Below are 23,339 nucleotides of genomic sequence, written 5' to 3' on the forward strand. Positions count from 1 at the left end.
GCAGAGGCGTGGTATTGGGTGCTGGAATAAGCCAGTGATGCAGTTGCCATACTTGTAATGTCCTTAGTGCCTCAGTTACGTATGTGTTCGCTTGTTTGAGACATCAATTATGATGTTGATTGACACTGCCCTACATACATCGGACCTAGAGAGTATATTATGCGTAAAGATATCCATCCTAACTATCAAGAAGTTTTATTCCACGACACTAACGCTGACGTGTTCTTTTTGACTCGCTCAACGGCTAAGACTAAAGCGACTCGTGAATACGAAGGTAAAGAATACCCATACTACCCACTTGATATCTCAAGTGCGTCGCATCCATTCTATACTGGTGAGCAACGTAAAACGTCTACTGAAGGCCGTGTTGCAAGCTTCAACAAACGCTTTGGTGCATTTGGTGGCCGTAGCAAGAAAGCTGCTGACGCTGCTGAGTAATTTACCCTTATGGTGTAAATATATACTGCCAAGCAATAAAAAACCGCTGACTATTCAGCGGTTTTTTTTGTTTTTAAACACATGTGTTTTTAGGCACTAACACTTGAGTGTGTTTGGTCATCAGCCTGAATGGCAGATGGAGCCAATAACTGCGTAGTGTTTTCTACAATTTGCTGTGCCCAATAACCGTACATTAGGCTGCTAGGATGAAAGCCATCACTGGCGAACATCACGGCAATATCAATAGGCTGACCATTGCCATGCTCTTTTATCATGCGTGCAAAGTCAGTTGCCATATAGTTGACACCGTCATGAGCAGCGCAGACTTTTTGCAATATCTCATCAAGTATTGAGGCCTTTGCCCCAACAAAATTATTGAGTGGGGAGGGAATCGCAGGCATCTGCGCCATCGGTGGTAAGCTCAAAAAAATCAATTCGCGGACACCAAACTTGCGCTGTGCAATATGGATGATGTCTTCGATCTGCTGTTGCCATTTGTGGACTGCCACATTGGACGTCGTATCGTTGACCCCAACGCTCAGCAACATCACATCGATAGGTTGGTCAGGAGTAGGGAGAACATATAATCTGCGCAAAATATCAAAGCTAGTATGACCAGTCGTCGCTTGTAATGACCAATTGAGCTGTGCAAAGTTCGATCGAATAACGGCATTCTGTTCCAATATCGGAATCAGCTTACCAACCAGCGCTTCTTGCTGAATCTGACTGCCGACACCTGCTGCTGCTGAGTCGCCCACGACCATCAAATTAAGCGTCTCTTGGCTTTTAAATGACAGTCCATCATCTGCTTTTGATAGCTCAACCATACCATGTCTTTCGCCGTTTGGCTCCGGCAAACGAACGGTTTCACGCTTGATTTTACGACCCTGATAAAGATATACAGGGGCAAGTAGGACATCTTTTGCTATAGATGTCAGTTTGTTGGTGTCTACCATCCTGCACGCTCCCTAATAATCGTGAGACTGTCCTCAATCAATAATTGACCATCGACATAGACATCACGCAATAGATTGTCCGTTTGAGCACTCAATGCTTGCTCTTTTATGGTTTTGATCTGACCATTGCCATCTTGTACCAGTGCCAATCGTCCTTTTTTCGATCGTTTTGAGCGGCTGGTGATAGGGTCTTTATAAATATCTTTCCATGTGCCATCGATACAGATAGCGCTCGATTTCATTGCCCAGCTCATGGTGTCACGGTTAACTTGTTGCAATAAACCACCGCCCATACCAAAGGTGATGTTATCCGCGCTAAACCCAGCCTTTAGCACCACATCGATAATGCTGCCCAAAGTGTTTGGGCTGATGCCGTCACCTTGGATGATGCGCACATAATTAGGCAGCACTTTATAGCCTTTGCTGTTTACCGTCGTGCCAAACTTCACCGCCAAGCGCTCTAGCGCTTCACGGACGACTTTAGTCGGCTCACCGCTGTCTGGACGAATAACCAAAGTGCCACCCATATTTTCGACCTCATCTTTTAAGGCGTCGCCCCAGATATTGTCGATCGCATTCCATAAGTCGTAGCTGTCAGACACAACTGAAAACGCTTTGTCTGTGCCGCCGAACTGCTTAATCATATTATGAAAAGCCGCTTTCTCATCATCACGTCCCCAAGCCGTCATTGTGCTGTGCTCCGCCGCTGGGATAGAGAACGCAGGCATGTCATCACCCATCTGATACCAGCGACTGGATGCAATAAGTGCTGTCATTGAATCGGTACCAGCAAAGTTGACCAAATGTGCCAAACTACCGAGCGCAACGGTTTCTTGACTGGACGCACCACGTGCGCCAAAGTCATGTAAGCGAAAAGGTAGCGACTCTGTATTGTCCGCTGACTTTTCTAGCGCTTGACGGATAATCTCTTTGCAATAGCGAGAGACACTAGCGACCGTTGACGGATACCAAATCGCGCGTAATAGCGCTGTTTCGATATAACTTGGTAGCCAATAAAACTCAGGATCAGTGTTGATAACTTGGCAGACTACATTTGATGCCGGAGCGATGCTGCCCTCAGGAACGGCTTGAATACGCAGTGGCAAATAGCCGTTGTGTTTTTCAATCAAGTGTTCCCAGCCCGCACGATTAAAGGTTAAGCCATGCGCTTTAATCACTTTTTCGGCTTCGTCGATATCTTGATGCGTGATAGGAGTGCTTAGGTACTCTTTGATAAAGGCCTGCAGACCAAAGAACACCACATCATAGTCGCCTTTGCGCGCTTCAATGTAGCTGGACAGATACTCACTACCACTTGGATATTGCACCCAATGTGAGGTTTTATAGCTGTCACTATTTAAGATTAAATTGTTTAGATTACTGGTGTACATCACAGAACTCCTCTGCTTTGAGCTGCCGCAGCTGCCTCGAAAGAACAGTGGCGGCGGTTGAGTGCCGTCTATCGGCACTGGTATAAAAAGTTAAAAAATACATTGTGTAGATATCAGTGAGGGTTGATTTGACCATGACCTGATCATCCGTTTAATAACGAAAAACTACAACCCAACCATTTTGGTAATAATCGCATAATGATCTTCAAACATCATTTTGGCATCAAGCTCTGCCAATGGCAGCCAAAAAGCCTTGGTTGCGTCATCGCCGCCTTTTACTTTTGGTAATCCTTTCGGATCGTTTTTAAGCTGGAAGTAAAACGCTTGGGTAATGGTGCGTCCGCGTGCTGAACGATACGGGTCATCAAAGGTATGCTGACTGTGGCAAGAACCGCGCAATACAGGCTCAGGAACTTTCAGGCGCGTCTCTTCACGCAGCTCACGAATACAAGCGTCAAACAGCGTCTCTTTTGGGTTTAAAAATCCACCCGGTAAGGCCCATAATCCGCGTCCCGGCATACTACGTCGCTCGACTAGTAAGATGTGCCCCGACTGTACAATCAACGCATCAGCCGTCATGAAGGTTGGTGGATAGGGGGCAGATTGCCACTGTCTTTTGTATTTATCAATAAAGTCCGCTTCTTCATGCAGTTGATGATAATCGTCCGTTTTTTTGAATGCATCGAGGACGTTGCGCGTTGACTCAGGCGTGCGCTCAGGCGTTGGCGTTGCGCCCATCAGATAGCTGTCGCGAATAGGCGTGGCTGATAGATTATGATAATTAGGTACTGACACCGATGCCCAGTTAGGGAACAGTGATAAGTAATATGATGAGCTGTCTTTTGAGTGACCAATCAAGCCAATATCCGTTTGCAAATCACCCGTGACCGATTTGACGCCTGCTTGGACGTATTGTAGCCAGCGCGTGTCGTTATATAGTGCATCGTCTAGACCGACGCAATGGATACGAGCGGCGTCTTCTGCTGAGTAAGCGCCCTTGATCATCGCAGCGCGTTCAGCGACGCTAAACGGATTACGTAAGCTGCGTGGTAGATTGGCCGAACCAATCAGCATAATCACTTCATCAGAGCGTTTGAGCGCTTCGTCAATGACTGCCTTGTGCCCACAATGAAATGGCTGGAAACGCCCGATAAAAACCAAATAACGGTAGTGTGTACTGTTTTTTTGCTCGGGGTTTTGCTTATCTGAAGCTTGCTCTGATAATTCACTCATAGACGCCAATTTCCTACAATTTATTTTTATTGATAAAAAATTAATGACGCTAATACTGACACAGCCTGTGACTTTCTGACAAGTAGAAAGATGTTTAGGGGTGTATCCTTAGTAGGCATTATTTGTATTTAGTCTGCTTGATAAATAACGCAGCTGTCTTTATATAGAGGGTAGCTTATCAGTCATTATATAAACAATGCCTAATCTATTGACTTGTAGTGCCATTGAAAAAACCAATGACAACCATTTGCAGCGGTCACGGTTCAATTCACAGTAGCGCGGTCGGAATTACTCCTTGTTTCAGGTATAATGGCCATTATAGACGGATTAAATTTTATGACTATTGCTGCCAGTGCATTACAATAATAAACCTCAAGCACTGATGGCTTGCAAACTGATATAAGCCATAACCATTTTAAGATTCAAATTCACGACACGGTCGCCATAATAGATATTGCGCTTGTGTCATAACGCATAGGAAACATTATGAGTGAGCAAAATCAAGCCGCTGACTATGAGTCAGCATTAGATACTGAGCAAGTTGAAGCAAAAAGCAATATCACCATCACTGAGTCTGCTCAAGGCTATTTGGCAGACTTGTTAGCCAAGCAAGACACTGATGGCATCGGTGTGCGTATCTTCGTTGAGCATCCTGGTACGCCGCGTGCGGAGTGCTGCATGGCTTACAACCAACCAGGCGAAGAAGACAGCGCTGATTTGTGTTTGACCTATGATGATTTTTCAGCCTTTATCGAAGCGGCCTCGGTGCCTTATCTAGAAGATGCGGTCATTGATTACAATAAAGATCGTTTTGGTGGTCAGCTGACCTTCCGCGCGCCAAACTCTAAAGTACCCAAAGTGGGCGCTGATGCCAGTGTCGAAGAGCGTATTAACTATGTCTTGCAGTCGGAGATTAACCCTGGCTTGGCAGCGCATGGCGGTGACGTACAGTTGCTTGAATTGATTGAAGAAGAAGGTATTGGCCTGACCGCGGTCTTGAAGTTTGGCGGTGGTTGCCAAGGCTGTTCAGCTGTTGATATGACACTGCGTCAAGGCGTTGAAGTACAGCTTAAGCAGCAAATACCAGAACTGACGCAAGTGGTTGATGATACCGACCATACGCGCACAGAAAATGCTTATTATAAATAAATGCAAAAAACCAATAAAAGCAGCATAGCGGTTATAAAAAACGCTTATGCATGTTTGTCATTAAACAATTAGTATTTTGCTATTCTTTTAATAAAGAAGCTGAGTTATGATGAACTCAGCTTTTTTTATTGCTATGATTTAGCAGACAGCTTTTTGAGATAGTTTTTAAACGCGAACTCTTGAATCAGTAAATCTTGATCAATACATTTGATCCATACAAAGGAATGTACGATGAGTGATGAACAAGCAGCCCAAGAATTAAAGAACAACCAGCGTCTTGAGACCTTGGCGATTCATGCTGGCTATAGCGTGGAGCCGACCACCAAATCCGTCGCCGTACCTATCTACCATACCAGCTCCTATGCGTTTGATAACACTCAGCATGGTGCTGATCTGTTTGACTTAAAGGTCGCGGGCAATATCTATACGCGTATTATGAACCCGACCAATGCGGTGCTAGAAGAGCGCGTTGCTGCGCTTGAAGGTGGTATCGGTGCGCTTGCGGCCGCCTCTGGTATGGCTGCTATCACTTATGCGATCCAGACCATTTGTGAAGCAGGTGACAATATCGTTGCGGTATCGACTCTGTATGGCGGGACTTACAATTTGTTTGCGCATGCATTGCCGCGTCAAGGTATCGAGGTGCGCTTTTTTGACCACAAAAATCCAGAAGCGATTCGTGATTTAATCGATGATAAGACTAAAATGGTCTTTGCCGAGAGTATCGGTAACCCACTAGGTAATATCGTAGATATTCAGGCGCTCAGTGATATTGCTCACGAGTACGGTGTGCCTGTCGTGATTGACAATACCGTTGCCACGCCTGCGCTATGCCGTCCGTTTGAGTTTGGTGCGGACATTGTGGTGCATTCATTGACTAAGTATATGAGCGGTACGGGGACGTCGATTGGTGGTGCGATTATCGATAGTGGTACGTTTGCGTGGGGCGATTATCCTGAGCGTTTCCCATTACTGAACACGCCAGATGCCAGTTATCATGGGGTGAATTTTGTCAAAGACGTGGGCGCGCCTGCCTTTATCGCGCGTGCTCGTGTCGCACCGCTACGCAATACGGGCGCGGCGCTTAGTCCGCTTAATGCGTTTAGTATCTTGCAAGGGATGCAGACGCTGAGCCTACGGATGGAGCGTCATGTACAGAACGCACAAGCGGTTGCAGAATACTTACGTGACCATGACAAGGTCGCTTGGGTAAAATATGCAGGCCTGTCTGACCATCCTGAGCATGAGCTTGCCCAAAAGTACATGAAAGGCACGCCTTCTGCTATTTTGACCTTTGGCGTAAAAGGCGGTTTGGAGGCAGGGTCGCGCTTTATCGATGCGCTACAGCTGATTACGCGCTTGGTGAATATCGGTGATGCCAAGTCATTGGCCTGTCATCCTGCCTCGACGACGCATCGTCAGTTAAATGGGCAGGAGCTTGAGCAGGCTGGCGTTAGTGAAGATATGGTACGTTTGTCTATTGGTATCGAGCACATTGAAGACATCAAAGCCGATCTTGCGCAAGCATTAGCTACTGCTTAGGGCGTGTTGAACATTCGACCATGGCACTAACAGCGACTATTTTTTAGGCGATTCGATGTTAAAAATAATAAGTTTAGTCATTCTAAGCGCTTATTTTTAACGATGAAGCGGCAAAAAAGAGTCCTGTCCCCTGCTTTTTATCGTTGGGGCTGATGCTAAAATTGCCCCATACTGCGTTACAAATCTCGCTAAGGCATCTGCATTATCGTCGCCTTGTGCCTTGTCTGGAACAATTTTAGCGATCAACAGTGCCTATTTGCGAATGTTCAACACGCCCTAATATAAAAGCGTGCTCATTTAGGAAAATTATTTGAGTGATTATAATCTATAAACAAAAAAGCCCATATCGACTTGATATGGGCTTTTTATTTGCGTTAAATATACATATTCAGCATTTAAGCAGATAGGACACGCTGAGCGATATCTCGGTAATCCTGCGAGGCAAGACGTGGTCCAAACTGCTGGATGACTTGTGACGATATTTCGCTGGCAAGACGTCCACACTCTGGCAAGCTATAATGCTGTGATAGCGCATACAAGAAGGCACCCGCGTAGTTATCACCTGCGCCATTGGTATCGATGACACTCGTTACTACTGGCGTTGCCACGTCGTAAACTTCGATTTCCGACTCGTCATCAGGTTTGTGGGCAATGACCGCACCGTTGGCACCATCAGTGACGACCGCTGTTTGGCAATGCTCAAGCAGGGCACGGGCAGCGGCTTTGACTTGTTTTTTATCGGTGAATAGCTTGGCTTCTTCGCTATTACAGAATATCACGGCAACTTTATTGCCGAGCATGTTAAGCAGGCCGTCTTTGGCAAATTTCACTACAGCAGGATCCGCAAAACTCACGGCAATTTTTGCATTATGAATACCGGCTTGTTGGCGCAGTTGAGTCATTGCTGGTTGGATGCTTTCAGACATGGCCAAATAGCCTTCTAAATATAGCCAGTCTGCTTGCGTCAACGCATCAAAATCAACATTGTCAGCTGCGATTTCGCTTGAGGTGCCAAGATAGGTCTGCATGGTACGCTCGCCATCTTCGGTGACAGCCACCACGCAGGAGCCGGTCACACCGCCTTCATGGATAGATTTGTCTGAGGTTGTGACGCCTGCTTCGTGCAAGTCTCTGAGGTAAAACACCCCTTGATCGTCATCACCGACGCGGCAAGCATAAAACGGCTTACCGCCGAGGCTAGCAAAGGTAAACATTGTATTGGCTGCTGAGCCACCGCCGGCTTGTTTTGATGGCTCAATCTCAGCCAGCTTAAAGTAAGCCAGTAGTTGCTGCTGCTCCTCAAACTCTGCTAATGTCATATTACCTTTGGTCAGCTCGGTCTCTTCTAGTGCCGCATCTGACAGCACATACTCGTGATCAACCAACGCATTACCTATCGCCATTACATCGTACATTGCTTACCTCTCTTCAATTAATTTATAAACAGTTATCTTTCTTATTGTTAAAAACTAGGGCGTGTTGAACATTCGCAAATAGGCACTGCTGATCGCTAAAATTGTTCCAGACAAGGCACAAAGCGACGATAATGCAGATGCCTTAACGAGATTTGTAACGCAGTATGGGGCAATTTTAGCATCAGCCCCAACGATAAAAGCAGGGGACAGGACTCTTTTTTGCCGCTTCATCGTTAAAAATAAGCGCTTAGAGTGACTAAGCTTATTATTTTTAACATCGAATCGCCTAAAAAATAGTCGCTGTCAGTGTCATGGTCGAATGTTCAACACGCCCTAGTCAGCTTGCAGCTCTAGTAGACGCTGATAAAGTGCATTCTTTTTTACACCAGTGATATCAGAGGCCAGCGCGGCTGCTTTTTTGACCGATAGATCCTCTAGCAAACGCTGTAGCAATTTATCATGAGTACTGATGTCGTCAGTATCCTTTGCCATACCGGCGCCAGCGACGACCACGACGATCTCACCGCGTTGCTGATTGTCATCTGCTTTGACAAACTCGACCAAATCGCCAAGGGTGCTCTTATGTATGGTTTCAAACGTTTTGGTCAATTCACGACAAAAAGTCACTGCACGGCCTGCACCAAATATCGTCGCCATATCTTCCAGGCTAGATACGATGCGATGCGGCGCTTCATAAAATATCAGAGTTTCGGTACGTGCGATCAAATCGTTCAGTTGTTTTTGACGGCCGTGAGTTTTGGCTGGTAAAAACCCAATAAAGCTAAATCGATCTGATGGCAACCCTGCCACTGACAATGCGCCAATAGCAGCAGAAGCCCCAACGATAGGAGATACGGTCACGCCAGCTTCATGTGCAGCCTGTACCAATTGATAACCTGGGTCACTGACCAGTGGCGTACCAGCGTCACTAATCAAGGCAACCGAATGACCTTGCTCAATCATTTCAATGATTTTAGGCGTTTGAATAGCGCTATTGTGTTCGTGATAAGCCCATAGCTTGTTATGACCTTTTTGCTTCGTTGTAGCCTCATCATCTTCTTCTACACTACTTGTGGCATGATGGGTCTCTAAGCTTTTTGCCTCATCTGTTTTGCTTCCTTTAGTATCAATACCAAAGTGCGACAACAGCTTACCTGAAGTGCGAGTATCTTCACAGGCAATGATCGCGACCTGCTTTAAAACATCAATCGCGTGTGGCGTCATGTCGGTCAAGTTGCCAATCGGCGTGGCAACGATATAGAGACAAGCTGGCATCGCAGTAGGGGTAGACATGAAAACCTCGGGTCATTAACAATAATAGTGCGCCATTATATCCAGTCGTTATCTATGATTTTTCAGTCAAATAGTGAGTGAATAAATCGATAGATTTTGAGAGCATAACGCGCAGAAGTGGCTAGTTTAGCATGTTGTGCTATGATAATTCTCAAATGTTAAGCAGACGAATTGACCTTATGGCGAATCACAAACCCTTGATCTTAACCTCACCGAAACAACGCCAAGGCAGCTTGTTTGAACAGCAGGCGTGTGAGTATTTACAAACACAAGGGTTACGGTTGGTGGCGCAAAACTGGCAACAGCCAAAAATAGGTGAGCTAGATCTGATTATGATGGAAGCAGGACCCGCATGGTCAACGCTAGTATTTATCGAAGTTCGTCAACGCAAGCGGTCAATCTATGGCGATGCAGCACTCAGCGTGACGACAAGCAAGCAGCGTAAAGTGATTAAAGCGGCACAATGTTTTTTGCAGCAGCATCCTGAGTACGCTCATTATGACTGCCGCTTTGATGTCATTGCTTATAATACGGCAGGTAAGCTCAGCTCAAAAGAGAATCCGTTGAGTGATGAGCTGCAATGGCTTAAAGGTGCCTTTGTAGCCAGTGCATGGTAGTAAATATATAACGCAAATACGGGATGACTCGCGCGCCTGACTGAATCTAGCGCGCAATACTCGTTACCAAAAACCTAACCGCTGCTGGCCAAAATTAAGTAAAGTAGCTGTTAACAAAACTTGTCTTATCACTGCTAGATAAAAATTGACTCAATTCATTGAATTTATAACACCGTCACCACCATGCTCTAAGAGGTAAACAATGACACGGATGCATTTGCGCACTGCTATTTTTGGTTCATCACGCTGTATTACGACGGGCATTATGCTTGCTGCTTGTGTGGTCAGTACAGGCTGTGCCACCAACTATCTGACCAACAGTACAGAAGGAACTTACGGTGTGCCAATGACTGAGCGCACCATTCCGCAGCGTCTACTAGATCGTAGTATCGAGCATACTGCCAAAATCAACGTGTATGGGCTAAAAGAAGACTTGCAGCAGACCAGCCGTATGGGTATCGATAGCTTCAATAGCGAAGTGCTGCTCACAGGGGAAGTACCGTCTGAAGCGCTCAAAGCAGAAGTAGAAAAGGTCGTCAGCTCCATGCCAGATGTACGCCGCGTCTACAACGAGATGGAAGTAAGTGCTTCAAAAGGCTATAGCTCAACGGTTCATGATGGTTATATCACCTCAAAACTACTGGCAAAAATAGCCGCCAGCGATGGCGTCAAAACCTCACAAATCAAAGCAGTCACCAACAATGGCGTGGTCTATATTATGGGTCGCATGACACCCACCCAACAAAGTAACTTAATTGATGTTGCGAACAGCACTGTTGGGGTGACCGAGCTGGTACTGCTGACGACCGTTGTCGATGATAGAGGTGTAAAGATAAACGATGATGATATTATGTACGAGAATAACTTAGCCAATCCGGCAGTCGCACCAGCTGTCCAAGGTACTGCTGTCAGTACCGCAACGCCGATAGTAATAACGGAAGAAGAGGCTACTACGGCGCAACCATCATCAAGCCCATATATCGATCTTTATCAAAATCAGTAAAACTACTGAGTTTGCCAAGCTGAGTCTACCAAGCAATGATTGACGATAAATAAGAGCTTGTATAATAGCTACTTCGCTATATGTGATACCCGTCACATCATAGGATGCTAGTAGCTTTTTTTGATATTAATCACAATAAGCCTAAATAGATATAACAGTAAAAGCACGAGAAATCCTCAGCCAGTGAGTACTATATCAATAGTGAAAAGTAGCAGAATCAGAGGTTCTAATGAGACCATAGAGTGCTCACGATGTTAGGCATGATTCATAACTATAAGATGCATATCTATAAGATCTATAACTGTAACAAGGTATTGGCAATGCAGGATTCGGTAAATCACATAAAACAAAAGACAGGTGCGAACAACTGCAAGAACTTTGATCATAATTCTTTTGGTAAACACCCGCGCAGACTAAGGGTTGTAGGAGCGGCAGCATTGGCGCTAGGCAGCATCGCGCTTGCCACCCAAAGTGCACAGGCATTATCACCGCTAGGCTTTGTCAATGGCATTACTTCTAGTGGCGGCGTAGGGGTAAGTAAAGATATCTTATACGGTGATGAGCCTTTGCAAGATTTAGATATTTACTATCCAAAGCCCTTGGCACAGGCAATGAAAGCCCAAAGCGCTATCAATAATGACTACCCTATGGTGGTATTCGTGCATGGCGGTTCTTGGGAGAGTGGTAATAAAGATCAATATGCCTTTGTCGGTCAAAGCTTAGCGCAGGCAGGTTATGTCACCGCAGTGATTAATTATCGTAAGGTGCCCGAGCATGTCTACCCTGATTATGTCAATGATACGGCCCAAGCGATTGCTTGGAGTATCGAGAATGCGACCAGTTTGCATGCTGATCCGTCACGTGTTGCTGTCATGGGCCACTCTGCTGGCGCGTTTAATGCAGTCGCAGCCGTCGCCAACGAAGACTTTTTAGCGCCCTATGGTATTAAGCCGACAGACATTGCGACGGTTATCGGTATTGCAGGGCCTTACAGTTATGACTTCCGTAAGTTTAGTAGTGCGTCAGCTTTTCCCTCGGATGCCACACCTGATCAAGTCATGCCTGACCGTCAGATCAAAGGGGCACAGCCACCATATTTGTTATTAACCGCAGAAAAAGATAAAGTGGTGCATCCAACCAATGCACTCAAAATGACGCAAGCATTGAAAGAGGCAGGGGTAACGGTGCAGACGGGTGAGATCGAAGGCGCGAGTCACGCAACTATCATTGGAGCAATGGCACCACCGCTACGCTGGGTCAATGATGTGCGTGCGCAAGTAGTGACGTATCTAGACACAATGCTCAAATAGCTTGTTGTTATTTATATCACGGGCTTTTGACTACTTATTTTTCGATACGGTTTCAGTCCTCAAATACACTTGAGCAAGACAGTACTGTAAGATAGGCAAACTCTTGTTATAATGTCATCACTTTAAATCTATACCCTATTCTAAACGTTAAGGCAGACTATTTTATGAGCATGAACGCTGACGATTTGATCGCATTTTTACAGACTCACTTCCCAGACGCTTTTATCCAAGCTGCCAATCAAGGCAATAAATTTGACGTGCGCGTGGTTGATGCAAGCTTTGAAGGCAAACGCGCCGTTCAACGTCAGCAAGCCATTTATGCGCTGGTTAATGATAAGATTGCGAGTGGCGATATTCACGCCCTCAATATTCAAGCGCTAACGCCTGCTGAGTGGGACGCTCAATCAAAAGGCTAATTATATAGCTATCTATCTAACTGGCAATCGAAGAGTTCGTTTAACAGACATAAGGATTCTTTACTGCTCGTTTTCACCATTTTCTATACTCATCGCTAGGTTGTCACCTTTATGGATCAATTTTTAATCACTGGTAGTAGTCGTATCGCAGGGGAAATTACTATCTCAGGCGCCAAAAATGCCGCCTTGCCATTGCTTGCCGCGATGATATTGGCTGAGACGCCAACGACATTGCACAATGTACCGTCATTAAAAGACGTACGAACATTGATTGAATTGATCAGTGGCATGGGGATTGATATCCAAAAGCAGGGCGATACGGTCACTTGTGATACCAAAACTATTGATAACTTTTATGCGCCGTATGATTTGGTAAAAACCATGCGCGCGTCAATTTTGGTATTAGGGCCGTTACTGGCCCGTTTTGGCGAAGCTGAAGTGTCGTTGCCAGGTGGCTGTGCGATTGGTTCACGTCCTGTTGATCAGCATCTAAAAGCGTTTGAAGCGATGGGTGCGGTAATCAGCGTAGAGAACGGTTACGTGAAAGCGCAAGCGCCTAAAGGTGGTAAGCTGATTGGTTGCCACTTCTCATTTGATATGGTGACAGTTGGCGGTACGGAAAACGTCATCATGGCAGCGGCATTGGCTAAAGGCACGACCGTTTTGGCTAACTGTGCATTAGAGCCAGAAGTAGTCGATTTAGCCAATATGCTGGTTGCGATGGGCGCCAAAATCAGCGGTATCGGTACCTCAACCATGACCATTGAAGGGGTCGAACGTCTACACGGTTGTGAGTATTCAGTGGTACCGGATCGTATTGAGACAGGCTCATATCTTGCGGGAGCCTTGATGACTCAAGGGGATGTGTTGACCAAAAAAACTACAGCCTCTTTATTGTATCCAGTGCTTGAGAAGTTTGAAGCGATGGGTGCGGTGATTACGACAGGTGATGACTGGATTCGCGCGCAGATGAAAGGTCGTCCAAAGCCAGTGGATATTCGGACTCAGCCACATCCAGGTTTTCCAACAGACATGCAAGCTCAGTTGATGGCGATTTGCTGTCTGGCTGATGGGACCAGTACCATTATCGAAAACATCTTTGAAAACCGCTATATGCACGTACCTGAACTTAATCGTTTAGGGGCTTCTATCCAAGTGGATGGGCATACAGCGGTGATCAGAGGCGTCGAGAACTTTACGGCGGCACCAGTTATGGCAACAGATTTACGTGCTTCTATGTCACTTGTAATGGCGGCTGCAACGGCAGAAGGCGAGAGCTTGATTGACCGCATTTATCATATTGACCGTGGTTATGAGCATGTCGAAGACAAGCTGCGTAGCCTTGGTGTGAATATCCAGCGTGTCAATACCAACGGCTAATACTGATAGGTCAACCGTAGTTTATACATGAATTACGTTATACATTAAAACTTCCCTTGAATGGGGAAGCTAACTGCATATGGACACGATGTCATTATGACTGAGACAAGCAAACCTGCACCAGCCGACGGTCTACTAAACGAAGTAAACGATGCGTTTTCAGGTCTAACGTTGGCGTTATCAAAAGGCCGTATTTTAGAAGAGACGATGCCACTGCTACGTGCAGCGGGTGTTGATCTTTTAGAAGACCCTGAAGCCTCGCGCAAACTTATTTTTCCAACCTCAAACCCAAATGTACGTGTATTAATTTTGCGTGCAAGCGACGTACCGACCTACGTCGAACACGGCGCGGCTGATTTTGGTGTAGCGGGTAAAGATGTGCTGCTTGAGCATGGCGCCAACCACGTGTATGAACTGCTTGATTTAAAAATCGCTCAATGCAAATTGATGACCGCTGGCGTAAAAGACGCACCACTGCCCAATCGTCGTCTGCGTATCGCGACCAAATATGTCAATGTAGCGCGCGCTTATTTTGCGAGCCAAGGTCAGCAAGTTGATGTCATCAAGCTTTACGGTTCAATGGAGCTTGCGCCATTGGTGGGCTTGGGCGATTTGATTGTCGATGTGGTTGATACGGGTAATACCCTACGCGCGAATGGACTTGAAGCACGCGATCATATTTGTGATGTATCATCACGTCTTATCGTCAATCAAGTCAGCTATAAGCGCAAATTTGCGTTACTAGAACCCATTTTAGATAGCTTTAAAAACAGTATTGCCAATGCCTAGTCAGCCAGTGTTAATCATTGGTAATATAAAGCATGGTGATACGAATTTTTAAACCAGTTTAGCAGGCTATGAGTGATATAGCGTGCTAAACTGGTTTTATTGTCTTAGCTTGCGAAAAATAAAATCATTATAAAATATTAGCAATAAGACGCCCGTATCCATCGATATTTCTGTGGACATTAGGCATACTTTAGTTATATTCACGCCGTTTATTTTCAGCAGTATTTTATGCTCAGATATAGGATTAGGTCATGCGCCAGTTAAGTACCCAAGATGCCGATTTTGACAATCAATTGACACAACTGCTTGCCTTTGAAACCGTCAATGATGCTGAATTATTGCATACCGTTGACGATATCATCGCACAAGTACGTGCGGATGGTGATAGCGTCGTATTGGCATTAACTCAGCAATTCGATCAGCATCCAGCGACAACGATGCAAGAGTTAGAGCTGTCTAAAGAAGCACTTGCCGATGCATTTGCCAATCTGGATGAGAATGTAAAAACGGCATTGACCACAGCAGCTACTCGGGTACAGACTTTTCATGAGCGCCAAGTACAAGAAACGTGGCAATATGAAGATGAGCTAGGCAATCGCTTAGGTCAAAAAGTCACGCCACTTGATCGCGTTGGTATTTATGTGCCGGGTGGTTTGGCATCTTATCCATCATCAGTATTGATGAATGCTATTCCTGCCAAAGTAGCTGGGGTTACTGAAGTTATCATGGTCGTACCAGCACCTAAAGGCGTGCTTAATCCATTGGTATTAGCAGCCGCTCATTTGGCTCAAGTTGACCGTGTCTTTACCATTGGCGGCGCACAGGCGGTAGCAGCTTTAGCCTACGGTACCGAAACCATTCCAGCGGTGGATAAAATCACAGGGCCGGGTAACAAGTATGTCGCGGCAGCCAAACGCGCAGTATTTGGACAAGTCGGCATTGATATGATTGCAGGCCCCTCAGAAGTGTTGGTATATGCAGAGGGTGAAGCGCAAGATCGAGCTGATTGGCTCGCGATGGATTTGTTATCGCAAGCAGAGCACGACCGTATCGCTCAAGCTATCTTTGTGACGACCAGTGAAGAGCAGTTAAAAGAAGTCGAGTTAGAGATAGAAAGAGCACTCGCTGAGCTGCCAAAAGCAGATATCGCGCGTGACTCGCTGCAAAATCGTGGTGCACTTATTTTGGTAAAAGATCGTAGCGAGGGTATGGCACTGATTAATCGTATTGCCCCTGAGCATTTGGAGTTATCCGTTGATAACCCTGATGCATTGTTAGAGGATATTCGTCATGCGGGTGCTATCTTTATGGGTCGTCACACGCCCGAAGCGATTGGCGATTACTGTGCAGGACCGAACCATGTATTGCCAACCTCTGGTACTGCGCGCTTTTCTTCACCTTTAGGTGTCTATGACTTTCAGAAGAAATCATCAATTATTTATTGCAGTGAATCCGGCAGCAAGCCATTGGCTGAGACGGCTGATATTTTAGCGCAGCGAGAGGACTTAGAAGCCCATGCGCGCTCAGCCCGTTATCGTTATCAGTAAGATATTTTGAGCGTCTTCATTTTTACTTTTGATAGATATTTTTAATAGTCTGTATGGCTAATTAGTAGGATAATTTATGAGTGAGTCAAAGATAGATAATAGGCTGTGGTCGTCTAAAGCACGCAACTTATCACCCTATGTACCGGGTGAGCAGCCAAAGCACGACAATTTATGCAAACTGAACACCAATGAAAACCCATTTCCGCCCTCGCCAAAAGTAGGAGAGGCAATCGCTAAAGTACTCACCCAGCAAGCGCAAGAGCTGCGTTTGTATCCGGCACCTGAGTCCAATGACCTGCGTGCTGCATTGGCACAAGCATATGACCTTGATGTCAGCCAAGTGTTTGTCGGTAATGGCTCAGATGAAGTATTGGCGCTTATATTTGCCAGTTTCTTCCTAAAAGAGCGTCCGCTTTTATCACCTGATATTGGCTACAGCTTTTATCCTGTCTATGCACAGACTTTTGGTGTGCATCTCGTCAAAATCCCATTAGAAGACGATTTTAGTATTGATCCTGATGCTTATCGCCAGCCTTGTAGCGGTATCATCATTGCCAACCCAAATGCGCCAACAGGTTTACTTCTATCACTTGCTGATATCCGTAAGCTAGCCAGCGAGCATTCTAATGCCGTGATTGTAATTGACGAGGCATATATTGATTTTGCTCAGGCTGATGCAAACAGTACAGGCTCGCAAGTCTCAGCGGTCAGCTTAATCAATGAGTGTGACAACGTTATCGTGACGCAGACCTTTTCAAAATCACGGTCACTTGCTGGTCTGCGTGTCGGTATGGCCTTTGGTAGTGCTTCGTTGATTGAAGCATTAACGCGTATGAAAAATAGCTTTAATAGCTATCCACTGGATAAGCTAGCGCAAGCTGGTGCGACGGCAAGTGTGCTAGATGTAGATTACTTTGAGCAGACTCGTCAGCAAGTCATTGGTTTGCGTACGTCATTGACCGAAGAGTTGACGACGCTGGGCTATAAAGTATTGCCCTCGCATGCCAACTTTATCTTTGCCCGTCCAAAAGATGGTAATGCAAGTGCTGTGGCGAGTGCATTGCGTGATCAAGGGATTATCGTTCGCCATTTTGATAAGCCGCGCATTAATGAGTATTTGCGTATTACTGTTGGTACCGCCGAGCAGCATGAGCGCTTGATTGATACGCTAAAAGAGCTGCATACAGAGACGAGTATCTCCGCTGAGTGATGATTTACTCATTTTGGTGATGCCAGTTAGTATAAAAAGCCTGCTTAACGTGGCGTTGAGCAGGCTTTTTTTTCTGTATAATGTCGGATAATTTTTGCAGGCGCTTATACTTTTTGCGCTAACACCGCCAGCAAATTACCTACTTTGTCTAGGCACTCTTGATATTCAGCATCACAGTCTGAGGCAACCGTAATACCGCCACCAGCCCATAGATTGATAGGTCTCTCTTTGACCGATGCATTATTTGACGAACCATTGGCCTGTAGTGTGCGAATTAACACATTCCATTGACCACTGCCATCAAAATTCATATAACCCATGGTGCCGCAATAAGCACCGCGCGGTGTGGATTCGAGTTCGGCAATAATTTCGACGGCTCGTTTTTTTGGTGTGCCAGTGATAGACCCAGCAGGCAAACTACCAAACAGGACAGCCAATGGGTGAGTGTCAGTTTTTAGCTCAGCAGTGATGGTACTGACCATATGATGCACGTTACTAAAGCTTTCAATCGCAAACAGTTGCGGCACTTTTACGCTACCGATCTTGGCATATTTACCCAAATCATTGCGTAGTAAATCCACAATCATGACATTTTCGGCACGGTCTTTTTCGCTATCGACCAGTTGTTGCTTATACGATTCATCTTGCTTGTCAGTGGAGCCACGAGGCATAGTGCCTTTGATTGGCTTGGTCAGGATATAGTGTTTATTAGTAGCCTTGTCTTTGGTAAAAGTAAAAAACAGCTCAGGCGAGCAGCTTAATAACTCAAAACTGTGGTTAAAGGTATCAACGTGCTCAACGCTTGCACCATCAACGCTCAAATAGCCTGCAAAAGGTGCTTTGGTATTATGATGTAGCGCAGGCAGATAATCGATAAGCGCTAAAGGCTGTTGATTGGCATCATCCTTACGCGGCAAGTAGCCCGACCACGTTTGCGTCAGGTTGATTTGATAGCAATCGCCTTGCTCTAGATAGTCTTGAGTACGATCAAATGCTTGCTGATAATCACGCTTACTCCATCGTGCCGTTAGGACGACAGGTATAGTATGTGATGTGTGCTTAGATTGTGCTTGATTGAGATATTTGTCGGATAGCTTTTTATCCAGTTCATCTAGGTAGGATGTCAGAGCAACTATGAACTCATCTTTTGACTTGTTGCCGACAGCCTCATTAGAGCTACTATTGGTTTGAATACTTTTTAGCTCCCAACCGGTATCAGTAACGGCAGCAGGTGTTAGATAGATATCATAATGCCCTAACAAGGCACAAGGCTGATTTGCCAATTCGATTCTGTCTGCAGGACTTAACTCATAAGCAGCGATATCGTAACCGATAAAACCAATCAGACCATGATGATAACAGGGTTTTGTGCTTTTCGGGTTTACGTTATTTGAGCTATTATTATCGGTATCATAAGCTTTGCTATAAGCAATAAGCTCATTTTGCCATTCTAGATAACTCATATAGGCTGTCATGGTATTTTCGCTATGAGTAGAGCAGTTATCACGGCAGTTTTTAACCACTCTATAAGTATTGACTGAATCTTTAGCAGGTTTTTGATCAGTTGGATAAACCGACCAGCTGACTTTAGGCAGCAAACCAATTACTGGTCGTCCATCATTATTTAACCAAGCCAATTGCCAATTTGCTGCATCATCTTGGTTAAGTAAATGGCGTCTTAGCTGTGGCATTAATTCAGCCGCTGACAAATCACCAAAACGCCAGCTAGATTTACTAGCTGGCGATGGCGCAGAATCTGTCTGCCCAGTTATATTAGAATTTGGTACAGGCATCATTTAAGCGTCGAATTTTTTGATGATGAGCGTGGCGTTAGTACCACCAAAGCCGAAGCTATTGCTCATCAAGGTTTCAAGGTTTGATTCGCGCATCTGGGTAACAATATCGAAACCTTCAGCTGCAGGATCTAGGTTGTCAACGTTGATACTTGGGGCAATAAAGCCGTCTTGTAGCATAAGTAGGCAGTAAATCAGCTCTTGCGCACCAACAGCGCCTAAGCTATGACCTGTCATCGATTTGGTTGAGCTGATAGCAGGTACTTTACTGACATCATTATCAAAGACTTTGGCAATCGCTTTGAGTTCTGTGATATCGCCCAGCGGTGTGCTGGTGCCGTGGCTATTGATATAATCTACGCTTTTTAAGCCAGCTTCAGCTAAGGCTTGTTGCATACAGCGTACAGCGCCTTCGCCACTTGGGGCAACCATCTCGGCACCATCAGAGGTAGCACCGTAACCCACGATTTCAGCCAAGATATTGGCGCCACGTGCTTGAGCATGCTCTAAACTTTCTACCACAACCATCGCGCCACCAGCAGCAATCACAAACCCGTCGCGATCTTTATCATAAGCTCTTGAAGCGAGTGTTGGCGTGTCGTTATATTGAGTGCTCACTGCACCCATCGCATCAAACATACAAGACTGTGTCCAATGCTCAGCTTCACTACCACCAGCCAATATTACATCAGCTTTACCCAGTTGGATAAGCTCAGCGGCATGACCGATACAATGAGTCGAGGTCGCGCAAGCAGAGGAAAGCGAGTAGGAGACACCTTGGATTTTTAGACCAGTGGCTAGGGCTGCTGATACTGAGCTGCCCATGGTTTTAGGTACAGCCATCGCACCGACACCGCGTAGACCTTTTTCACGCATGGCATCCACAGCGTTCACGATGTTTTCTGTTGACGCACCGCCTGAGCTTGCGACCACACCCACACGTGGATTGTTATTAATGGTGTCAAGTGACAGTCCTGAATGTTCAATGGCGTTTAGTGCACTGACATAAGCGTACAGACTGGCATCACTAAAAAAGCGTTTGAGTTTACGATCGATACCACTAGTATCCAGTTCTGATTGATTGATACTACCGCTCACGTGTGATTTAAACTCGTGCTCAGCGTAAGAATCATTATATGTGATACCAGATTGCCCTTCTTTGAGAGCGGTAGTGACAGTGTCTAGATCATGTCCGATACAAGAGACAATCCCTGCTCCAGTGATGACGACGCGGCGCATATGCTATTCCTTATGAGTAACGACTTGCTAGCAATTGGTTGCAATAATCGTTGTAAATCTATATGTAATGTTTAACGATGAATGAATTTGAGCATTATAATGAAAAAACAGCCTATGTAGATAACGATAGCATGAATTTAGCTAACGCCAGACTATTAAAGACAATGTCATTTCAGTGTACAATTATGCTCTCACTTACGGCACATGATAACGTATCAAGCAGTGAAAATCTTTGGACAAGTGTAAAATAATGGCGAAATAGCCTCTATCGCTACAAGGTAATGAGAAATTGAGTGGCTATGAAACCTTGTTGTTTGAGCAATCGCTTTATTGTTTATGAAAAACAATGTGGGCAAGCTAAAGGCTATGGTTAAGTCGGACAAAAATTAAGTTGTACTTTTAGATACAAAATTTGTGATTGCGATAACATTGTTCGCACTGACAGGAACGGCCTTGACTTATTACACTGACAGCTTGAAGATTAAACACATTCATATCACTATTACTAAAAAAATTATTCATCACATTATTATTCATCATATTAAGGACATCACAATGGCAAAGCCTAGCACTCTTTCAAAAAGTATCAATACTATTGGCTCTTTCACACGCAACAACCTAGAGCGCGTGGGCTCCATGATTGATAGCATGAATGCCAAAACAGGCAAACCGCGCCAATACAAAGCGGTAGATTTAGGCGATGAGGATTATCAACAAGACTTATTTCGTGAGCAAACCTTAAAGGCTACGCAGCAATTATTAGGTCCACGTTTTGCTACTTATGGCAAATATGCCAAAAAAGTCGTACCAAACAGCTTTTTTCAATCGACAGTAGATAGCGCGTTTGCTCAAGTTGCGAAACTTGCATCAAACTGGAGTCAATTAGACTTACCGAACGAGCATCGCTTTGCCAATATTGCTAGTTTAGATGATGAAGAGCGTTATGCACTTGCAACTGACATCGCTAACCAAAACCGTGCACTTGCAGCAATGGGCGGCCTTACGGGTTTAGCAGGACTGCCAGGTCTACTTGCTGATACCTTATGGCTATTATTGGTATCTCTACGCACTGTCTACCAAATTGCAGCTATATACAATAAGCCGCTCACAGGTAAACAAGGTGTGAAAATGGCATACGAATTGCTCTCAAGTGCCGATCTAAGCAAAATGCAAGAAAAACAAGCATTGCTAGCAGGTATGGGTATCGGTAAAGGTTTGCTGGATAATGCTCAGAGCCACGGGTTGCATAGCGAGCTGAAGAACTTGGGTCTAAAAAATCAAAACGTAAACTACTATGCTGAGCAAATAGACAGTATTGCTAGACAAGTAGGAATTGATTTGGACAAAATAAACCTATTATGGGTTCGCCGTTTTATTCCCGTTACAGCAGTAGCCATCGGCGTACATTATAACAGTCAGTTGATTGATGAAGTGATTGGCGTTGCTAAAGCGACTTTTGCGCCAGAGGCAAAACTTGCCAATCGTGCCATTACTGATGACAGTAGTAGCGAGGCTGAAGTAAAAAAAGCCAGTAATAACGATGCGCAGAAAGACACAGAAAAGACAGAAGAAAATAGCGATACAGAAGAAACCAGTAGCAAAAAAGACTCAGACAAGCAAACGTCTGATAAAAAAGCCAAGTAATAGACATATTATTTGCTAGTTAGGTTGTATATTAATAAGCAAAATGGTATTTATTTTGGTTCGGTTGAGTAGGGTGACTTGAAATCAGGATAAATACCACCACTTAGTTACTATCAAGTAGCATTTATATTCGAATATTTTTTCTTAATGATGCTTGAGGTTGCCTTGTTTACTTTATTTATGACGCTGTTTTTCGGCGAAAAAACGATAAAGTGATATAATGCGAGGATGAATGCATATCTATCAAATGTTGTAAAGCGAAACCATTCATAAGTGGTTGAAATAGCAGCAACAACTCTTTATAATACACTGTCCTAAAAATGGGTGCCCAGAAATCTGCAATTATTGTCAGATAGATGGTGCATTGGCCCATTTTTTTGTTTTATACCAAACGGGAGAAGGATGCCTTATGGCAACAACTAACCAATTGATTCGTAAAGGTCGCAAAACCATCAAGGAAAAGTCAAAAGTTCCTGCGTTGGAAGCGTGCCCACAGCGTCGCGGTGTATGTACTCGTGTATATACTACCACGCCAAAAAAACCTAACTCTGCCATGCGTAAAGTATGTCGTGTACGTTTGACTTCAGGCTATGAAGTATCAAGCTATATCGGCGGCGAAGGTCATAACCTACAAGAGCACAGTGTTGTTCTAATCCGTGGTGGTCGTGTGAAAGATCTACCAGGTGTACGTTATCACACTGTTCGCGGTGCATTAGATTGTGCAGGCGTTAAAGACCGTAAGCAAGGTCGCTCTAAGTACGGTGCTAAGAAGCCTAAAGTTTAATAACTAAACGTTATTAACAAAGCTTTTTGTACTACCCAATAACTGTGCATGGGTTTGGTGTCAGTAGTCATATTACTTTTATATAAGTGATTTGCTCTTAAAACATACCACCATGCAGTAAGGCTAACTGATAACTCGCTGCTATACCCTAATGATGAGTAGTCGATGTTGTGAATGTTAGACACTCCTG

Annotated in this window: 20 protein-coding genes; 13 read left to right on the forward strand and 7 right to left on the reverse strand. The window is 44.9% G+C overall.

Translation table 11 applies throughout. The annotated features are described in order from the left end of the window. Window positions 1-159 precede the first annotated feature (159 nt). Complete coding sequence (locus tag PSBA01_RS06740) at window positions 160-438, forward strand: type B 50S ribosomal protein L31 (protein ID WP_057761772.1); 279 nt, start codon at window positions 160-162, stop codon at window positions 436-438. Between the two features lie 89 nt (window positions 439-527). Here PSBA01_RS06740 and PSBA01_RS06745 read toward each other — a convergent pair whose 3' ends face one another. From PSBA01_RS06745 to PSBA01_RS06755, 3 genes are all read right to left on the reverse strand, one after another. Then, window positions 528-1,394 carry an SGNH/GDSL hydrolase family protein gene (locus PSBA01_RS06745; RefSeq protein ID WP_186473542.1) on the reverse strand — a complete coding sequence of 289 codons (867 nt, stop codon included), beginning with the start codon at window positions 1,392-1,394 and terminating at the stop codon, window positions 528-530. Beyond that, window positions 1,388-2,785, reverse strand: coding sequence for a nicotinate phosphoribosyltransferase (locus tag PSBA01_RS06750; protein ID WP_186473543.1), 1,398 nt, complete (start codon window positions 2,783-2,785; stop codon window positions 1,388-1,390). The genes PSBA01_RS06745 and PSBA01_RS06750 overlap by 7 nt, the downstream gene beginning before the upstream one ends. A gap of 165 nt (window positions 2,786-2,950) precedes the next feature. Continuing rightward, window positions 2,951-4,018 (reverse strand): bifunctional nicotinamide-nucleotide adenylyltransferase/Nudix hydroxylase, encoded by a 1,068-nt coding sequence (locus tag PSBA01_RS06755; RefSeq protein WP_186473544.1) that lies wholly within the window; start codon window positions 4,016-4,018, stop codon window positions 2,951-2,953. Between the two features lie 486 nt (window positions 4,019-4,504). On the opposite strand from PSBA01_RS06755, the gene nfuA reads away from it, so the two are divergent. Next, window positions 4,505-5,167, forward strand: a complete 663-nt coding sequence (gene nfuA / locus PSBA01_RS06760) for a Fe-S biogenesis protein NfuA (protein ID WP_058025134.1) — start codon at window positions 4,505-4,507, stop codon at window positions 5,165-5,167. Between the two features lie 231 nt (window positions 5,168-5,398). Continuing rightward, window positions 5,399-6,709 (forward strand): O-acetylhomoserine aminocarboxypropyltransferase/cysteine synthase family protein, encoded by a 1,311-nt coding sequence (locus PSBA01_RS06765; RefSeq protein WP_186473545.1) that lies wholly within the window; start codon window positions 5,399-5,401, stop codon window positions 6,707-6,709. Between the two features lie 395 nt (window positions 6,710-7,104). Here PSBA01_RS06765 and PSBA01_RS06770 read toward each other — a convergent pair whose 3' ends face one another. Beyond that, window positions 7,105-8,124: an adenosine kinase gene (locus tag PSBA01_RS06770; RefSeq protein ID WP_186473546.1), complete on the reverse strand. Its 1,020-nt coding sequence runs from the start codon at window positions 8,122-8,124 to the stop codon at window positions 7,105-7,107. Window positions 8,125-8,457: 333 nt separating this feature from the next. Continuing rightward, the gene (rsmI, locus tag PSBA01_RS06775; protein ID WP_186473547.1) at window positions 8,458-9,417 is read right to left on the reverse strand and encodes a 16S rRNA (cytidine(1402)-2'-O)-methyltransferase; all 960 of its coding nucleotides are present in this window, start codon (window positions 9,415-9,417) and stop codon (window positions 8,458-8,460) included. A 131-nt stretch (window positions 9,418-9,548) separates the two neighbouring features. Between rsmI and PSBA01_RS06780 the strand changes: the two genes are divergently transcribed. The 8 genes from PSBA01_RS06780 (at window position 9,549) to hisC (ending at window position 17,689) form a co-directional block, all read left to right on the forward strand. Next, the gene (locus tag PSBA01_RS06780; protein WP_186473548.1) at window positions 9,549-10,034 is read left to right on the forward strand and encodes a YraN family protein; all 486 of its coding nucleotides are present in this window, start codon (window positions 9,549-9,551) and stop codon (window positions 10,032-10,034) included. A gap of 202 nt (window positions 10,035-10,236) precedes the next feature. Next, a complete protein-coding gene (locus tag PSBA01_RS06785; protein ID WP_186473549.1) occupies window positions 10,237-11,037 on the forward strand; it encodes a BON domain-containing protein in 801 nt (266 codons plus the stop codon). Window positions 11,038-11,357: 320 nt separating this feature from the next. Then, entirely contained in the window at window positions 11,358-12,347 is a 990-nt protein-coding gene (locus tag PSBA01_RS06790) for an alpha/beta hydrolase (RefSeq protein WP_186473550.1), read from the forward strand. Between the two features lie 164 nt (window positions 12,348-12,511). After that, on the forward strand, window positions 12,512-12,763 hold the full coding sequence (locus tag PSBA01_RS06795) for a BolA family protein (RefSeq protein ID WP_058025509.1): 252 nt from the start codon (window positions 12,512-12,514) through the stop codon (window positions 12,761-12,763). A 111-nt stretch (window positions 12,764-12,874) separates the two neighbouring features. Beyond that, window positions 12,875-14,143 carry a UDP-N-acetylglucosamine 1-carboxyvinyltransferase gene (murA, locus tag PSBA01_RS06800; protein ID WP_186473551.1) on the forward strand — a complete coding sequence of 423 codons (1,269 nt, stop codon included), beginning with the start codon at window positions 12,875-12,877 and terminating at the stop codon, window positions 14,141-14,143. A 96-nt stretch (window positions 14,144-14,239) separates the two neighbouring features. Then, the gene (gene hisG / locus PSBA01_RS06805; RefSeq protein ID WP_071002912.1) at window positions 14,240-14,932 is read left to right on the forward strand and encodes an ATP phosphoribosyltransferase; all 693 of its coding nucleotides are present in this window, start codon (window positions 14,240-14,242) and stop codon (window positions 14,930-14,932) included. Between the two features lie 251 nt (window positions 14,933-15,183). After that, the gene (gene hisD, locus PSBA01_RS06810) at window positions 15,184-16,479 is read left to right on the forward strand and encodes a histidinol dehydrogenase (RefSeq protein ID WP_186473553.1); all 1,296 of its coding nucleotides are present in this window, start codon (window positions 15,184-15,186) and stop codon (window positions 16,477-16,479) included. A gap of 76 nt (window positions 16,480-16,555) precedes the next feature. Continuing rightward, complete coding sequence (gene hisC / locus PSBA01_RS06815) at window positions 16,556-17,689, forward strand: histidinol-phosphate transaminase (protein WP_186473555.1); 1,134 nt, start codon at window positions 16,556-16,558, stop codon at window positions 17,687-17,689. A 104-nt stretch (window positions 17,690-17,793) separates the two neighbouring features. Here hisC and PSBA01_RS06820 read toward each other — a convergent pair whose 3' ends face one another. Together PSBA01_RS06820 and PSBA01_RS06825 are read right to left on the reverse strand one after the other, a co-directional pair. Continuing rightward, a complete protein-coding gene (locus PSBA01_RS06820) occupies window positions 17,794-19,482 on the reverse strand; it encodes an anthranilate synthase component I family protein (protein WP_186475471.1) in 1,689 nt (562 codons plus the stop codon). Window positions 19,483-19,485: 3 nt separating this feature from the next. Beyond that, window positions 19,486-20,721, reverse strand: a complete 1,236-nt coding sequence (locus PSBA01_RS06825) for a beta-ketoacyl-ACP synthase II (protein ID WP_093070362.1) — start codon at window positions 20,719-20,721, stop codon at window positions 19,486-19,488. 555 nt (window positions 20,722-21,276) lie between these two features. Between PSBA01_RS06825 and PSBA01_RS06830 the strand changes: the two genes are divergently transcribed. Together PSBA01_RS06830 and rpsL are read left to right on the forward strand one after the other, a co-directional pair. Beyond that, window positions 21,277-22,365, forward strand: a complete 1,089-nt coding sequence (locus PSBA01_RS06830) for an EcsC family protein (protein WP_186473557.1) — start codon at window positions 21,277-21,279, stop codon at window positions 22,363-22,365. A 409-nt stretch (window positions 22,366-22,774) separates the two neighbouring features. After that, window positions 22,775-23,149, forward strand: a complete 375-nt coding sequence (gene rpsL, locus PSBA01_RS06835; protein WP_011281154.1) for a 30S ribosomal protein S12 — start codon at window positions 22,775-22,777, stop codon at window positions 23,147-23,149. Window positions 23,150-23,339 lie beyond the last annotated feature (190 nt).

The organism is Psychrobacter sp. KCTC 72983 (assembly GCF_014280455.1).
In the GTDB taxonomy this organism is placed as follows: Bacteria; Pseudomonadota; Gammaproteobacteria; order Pseudomonadales; family Moraxellaceae; genus Psychrobacter; species Psychrobacter pacificensis.

What these genes read in the sequence shown, in the direction of transcription:
- PSBA01_RS06785 (WP_186473549.1), top strand. Translation starts at nt 10,237, where the DNA reads ATGACACGGATGCATTTGCGCACTGCTATTTTTGGTTCATCACGCTGT.
- PSBA01_RS06830 (WP_186473557.1), top strand. Translation starts at nt 21,277, where the DNA reads ATGGCAAAGCCTAGCACTCTTTCAAAAAGTATCAATACTATTGGCTCT.
- PSBA01_RS06820 (WP_186475471.1), bottom strand. Translation starts at nt 19,482, where the DNA reads ATGCCTGTACCAAATTCTAATATAACTGGGCAGACAGATTCTGCGCCA.
- hisC (WP_186473555.1), top strand. Translation starts at nt 16,556, where the DNA reads ATGAGTGAGTCAAAGATAGATAATAGGCTGTGGTCGTCTAAAGCACGC.
- PSBA01_RS06765 (WP_186473545.1), top strand. Translation starts at nt 5,399, where the DNA reads ATGAGTGATGAACAAGCAGCCCAAGAATTAAAGAACAACCAGCGTCTT.
- PSBA01_RS06750 (WP_186473543.1), bottom strand. Translation starts at nt 2,785, where the DNA reads ATGTACACCAGTAATCTAAACAATTTAATCTTAAATAGTGACAGCTAT.
- rsmI (WP_186473547.1), bottom strand. Translation starts at nt 9,417, where the DNA reads ATGTCTACCCCTACTGCGATGCCAGCTTGTCTCTATATCGTTGCCACG.
- hisD (WP_186473553.1), top strand. Translation starts at nt 15,184, where the DNA reads ATGCGCCAGTTAAGTACCCAAGATGCCGATTTTGACAATCAATTGACA.
- PSBA01_RS06770 (WP_186473546.1), bottom strand. Translation starts at nt 8,124, where the DNA reads ATGTACGATGTAATGGCGATAGGTAATGCGTTGGTTGATCACGAGTAT.
- PSBA01_RS06790 (WP_186473550.1), top strand. Translation starts at nt 11,358, where the DNA reads ATGCAGGATTCGGTAAATCACATAAAACAAAAGACAGGTGCGAACAAC.
- PSBA01_RS06740 (WP_057761772.1), top strand. Translation starts at nt 160, where the DNA reads ATGCGTAAAGATATCCATCCTAACTATCAAGAAGTTTTATTCCACGAC.
- PSBA01_RS06780 (WP_186473548.1), top strand. Translation starts at nt 9,549, where the DNA reads ATGTTGTGCTATGATAATTCTCAAATGTTAAGCAGACGAATTGACCTT.
- murA (WP_186473551.1), top strand. Translation starts at nt 12,875, where the DNA reads ATGGATCAATTTTTAATCACTGGTAGTAGTCGTATCGCAGGGGAAATT.
- hisG (WP_071002912.1), top strand. Translation starts at nt 14,240, where the DNA reads ATGACTGAGACAAGCAAACCTGCACCAGCCGACGGTCTACTAAACGAA.
- PSBA01_RS06745 (WP_186473542.1), bottom strand. Translation starts at nt 1,394, where the DNA reads ATGGTAGACACCAACAAACTGACATCTATAGCAAAAGATGTCCTACTT.
- PSBA01_RS06755 (WP_186473544.1), bottom strand. Translation starts at nt 4,018, where the DNA reads ATGAGTGAATTATCAGAGCAAGCTTCAGATAAGCAAAACCCCGAGCAA.
- PSBA01_RS06795 (WP_058025509.1), top strand. Translation starts at nt 12,512, where the DNA reads ATGAGCATGAACGCTGACGATTTGATCGCATTTTTACAGACTCACTTC.
- rpsL (WP_011281154.1), top strand. Translation starts at nt 22,775, where the DNA reads ATGGCAACAACTAACCAATTGATTCGTAAAGGTCGCAAAACCATCAAG.
- PSBA01_RS06825 (WP_093070362.1), bottom strand. Translation starts at nt 20,721, where the DNA reads ATGCGCCGCGTCGTCATCACTGGAGCAGGGATTGTCTCTTGTATCGGA.
- nfuA (WP_058025134.1), top strand. Translation starts at nt 4,505, where the DNA reads ATGAGTGAGCAAAATCAAGCCGCTGACTATGAGTCAGCATTAGATACT.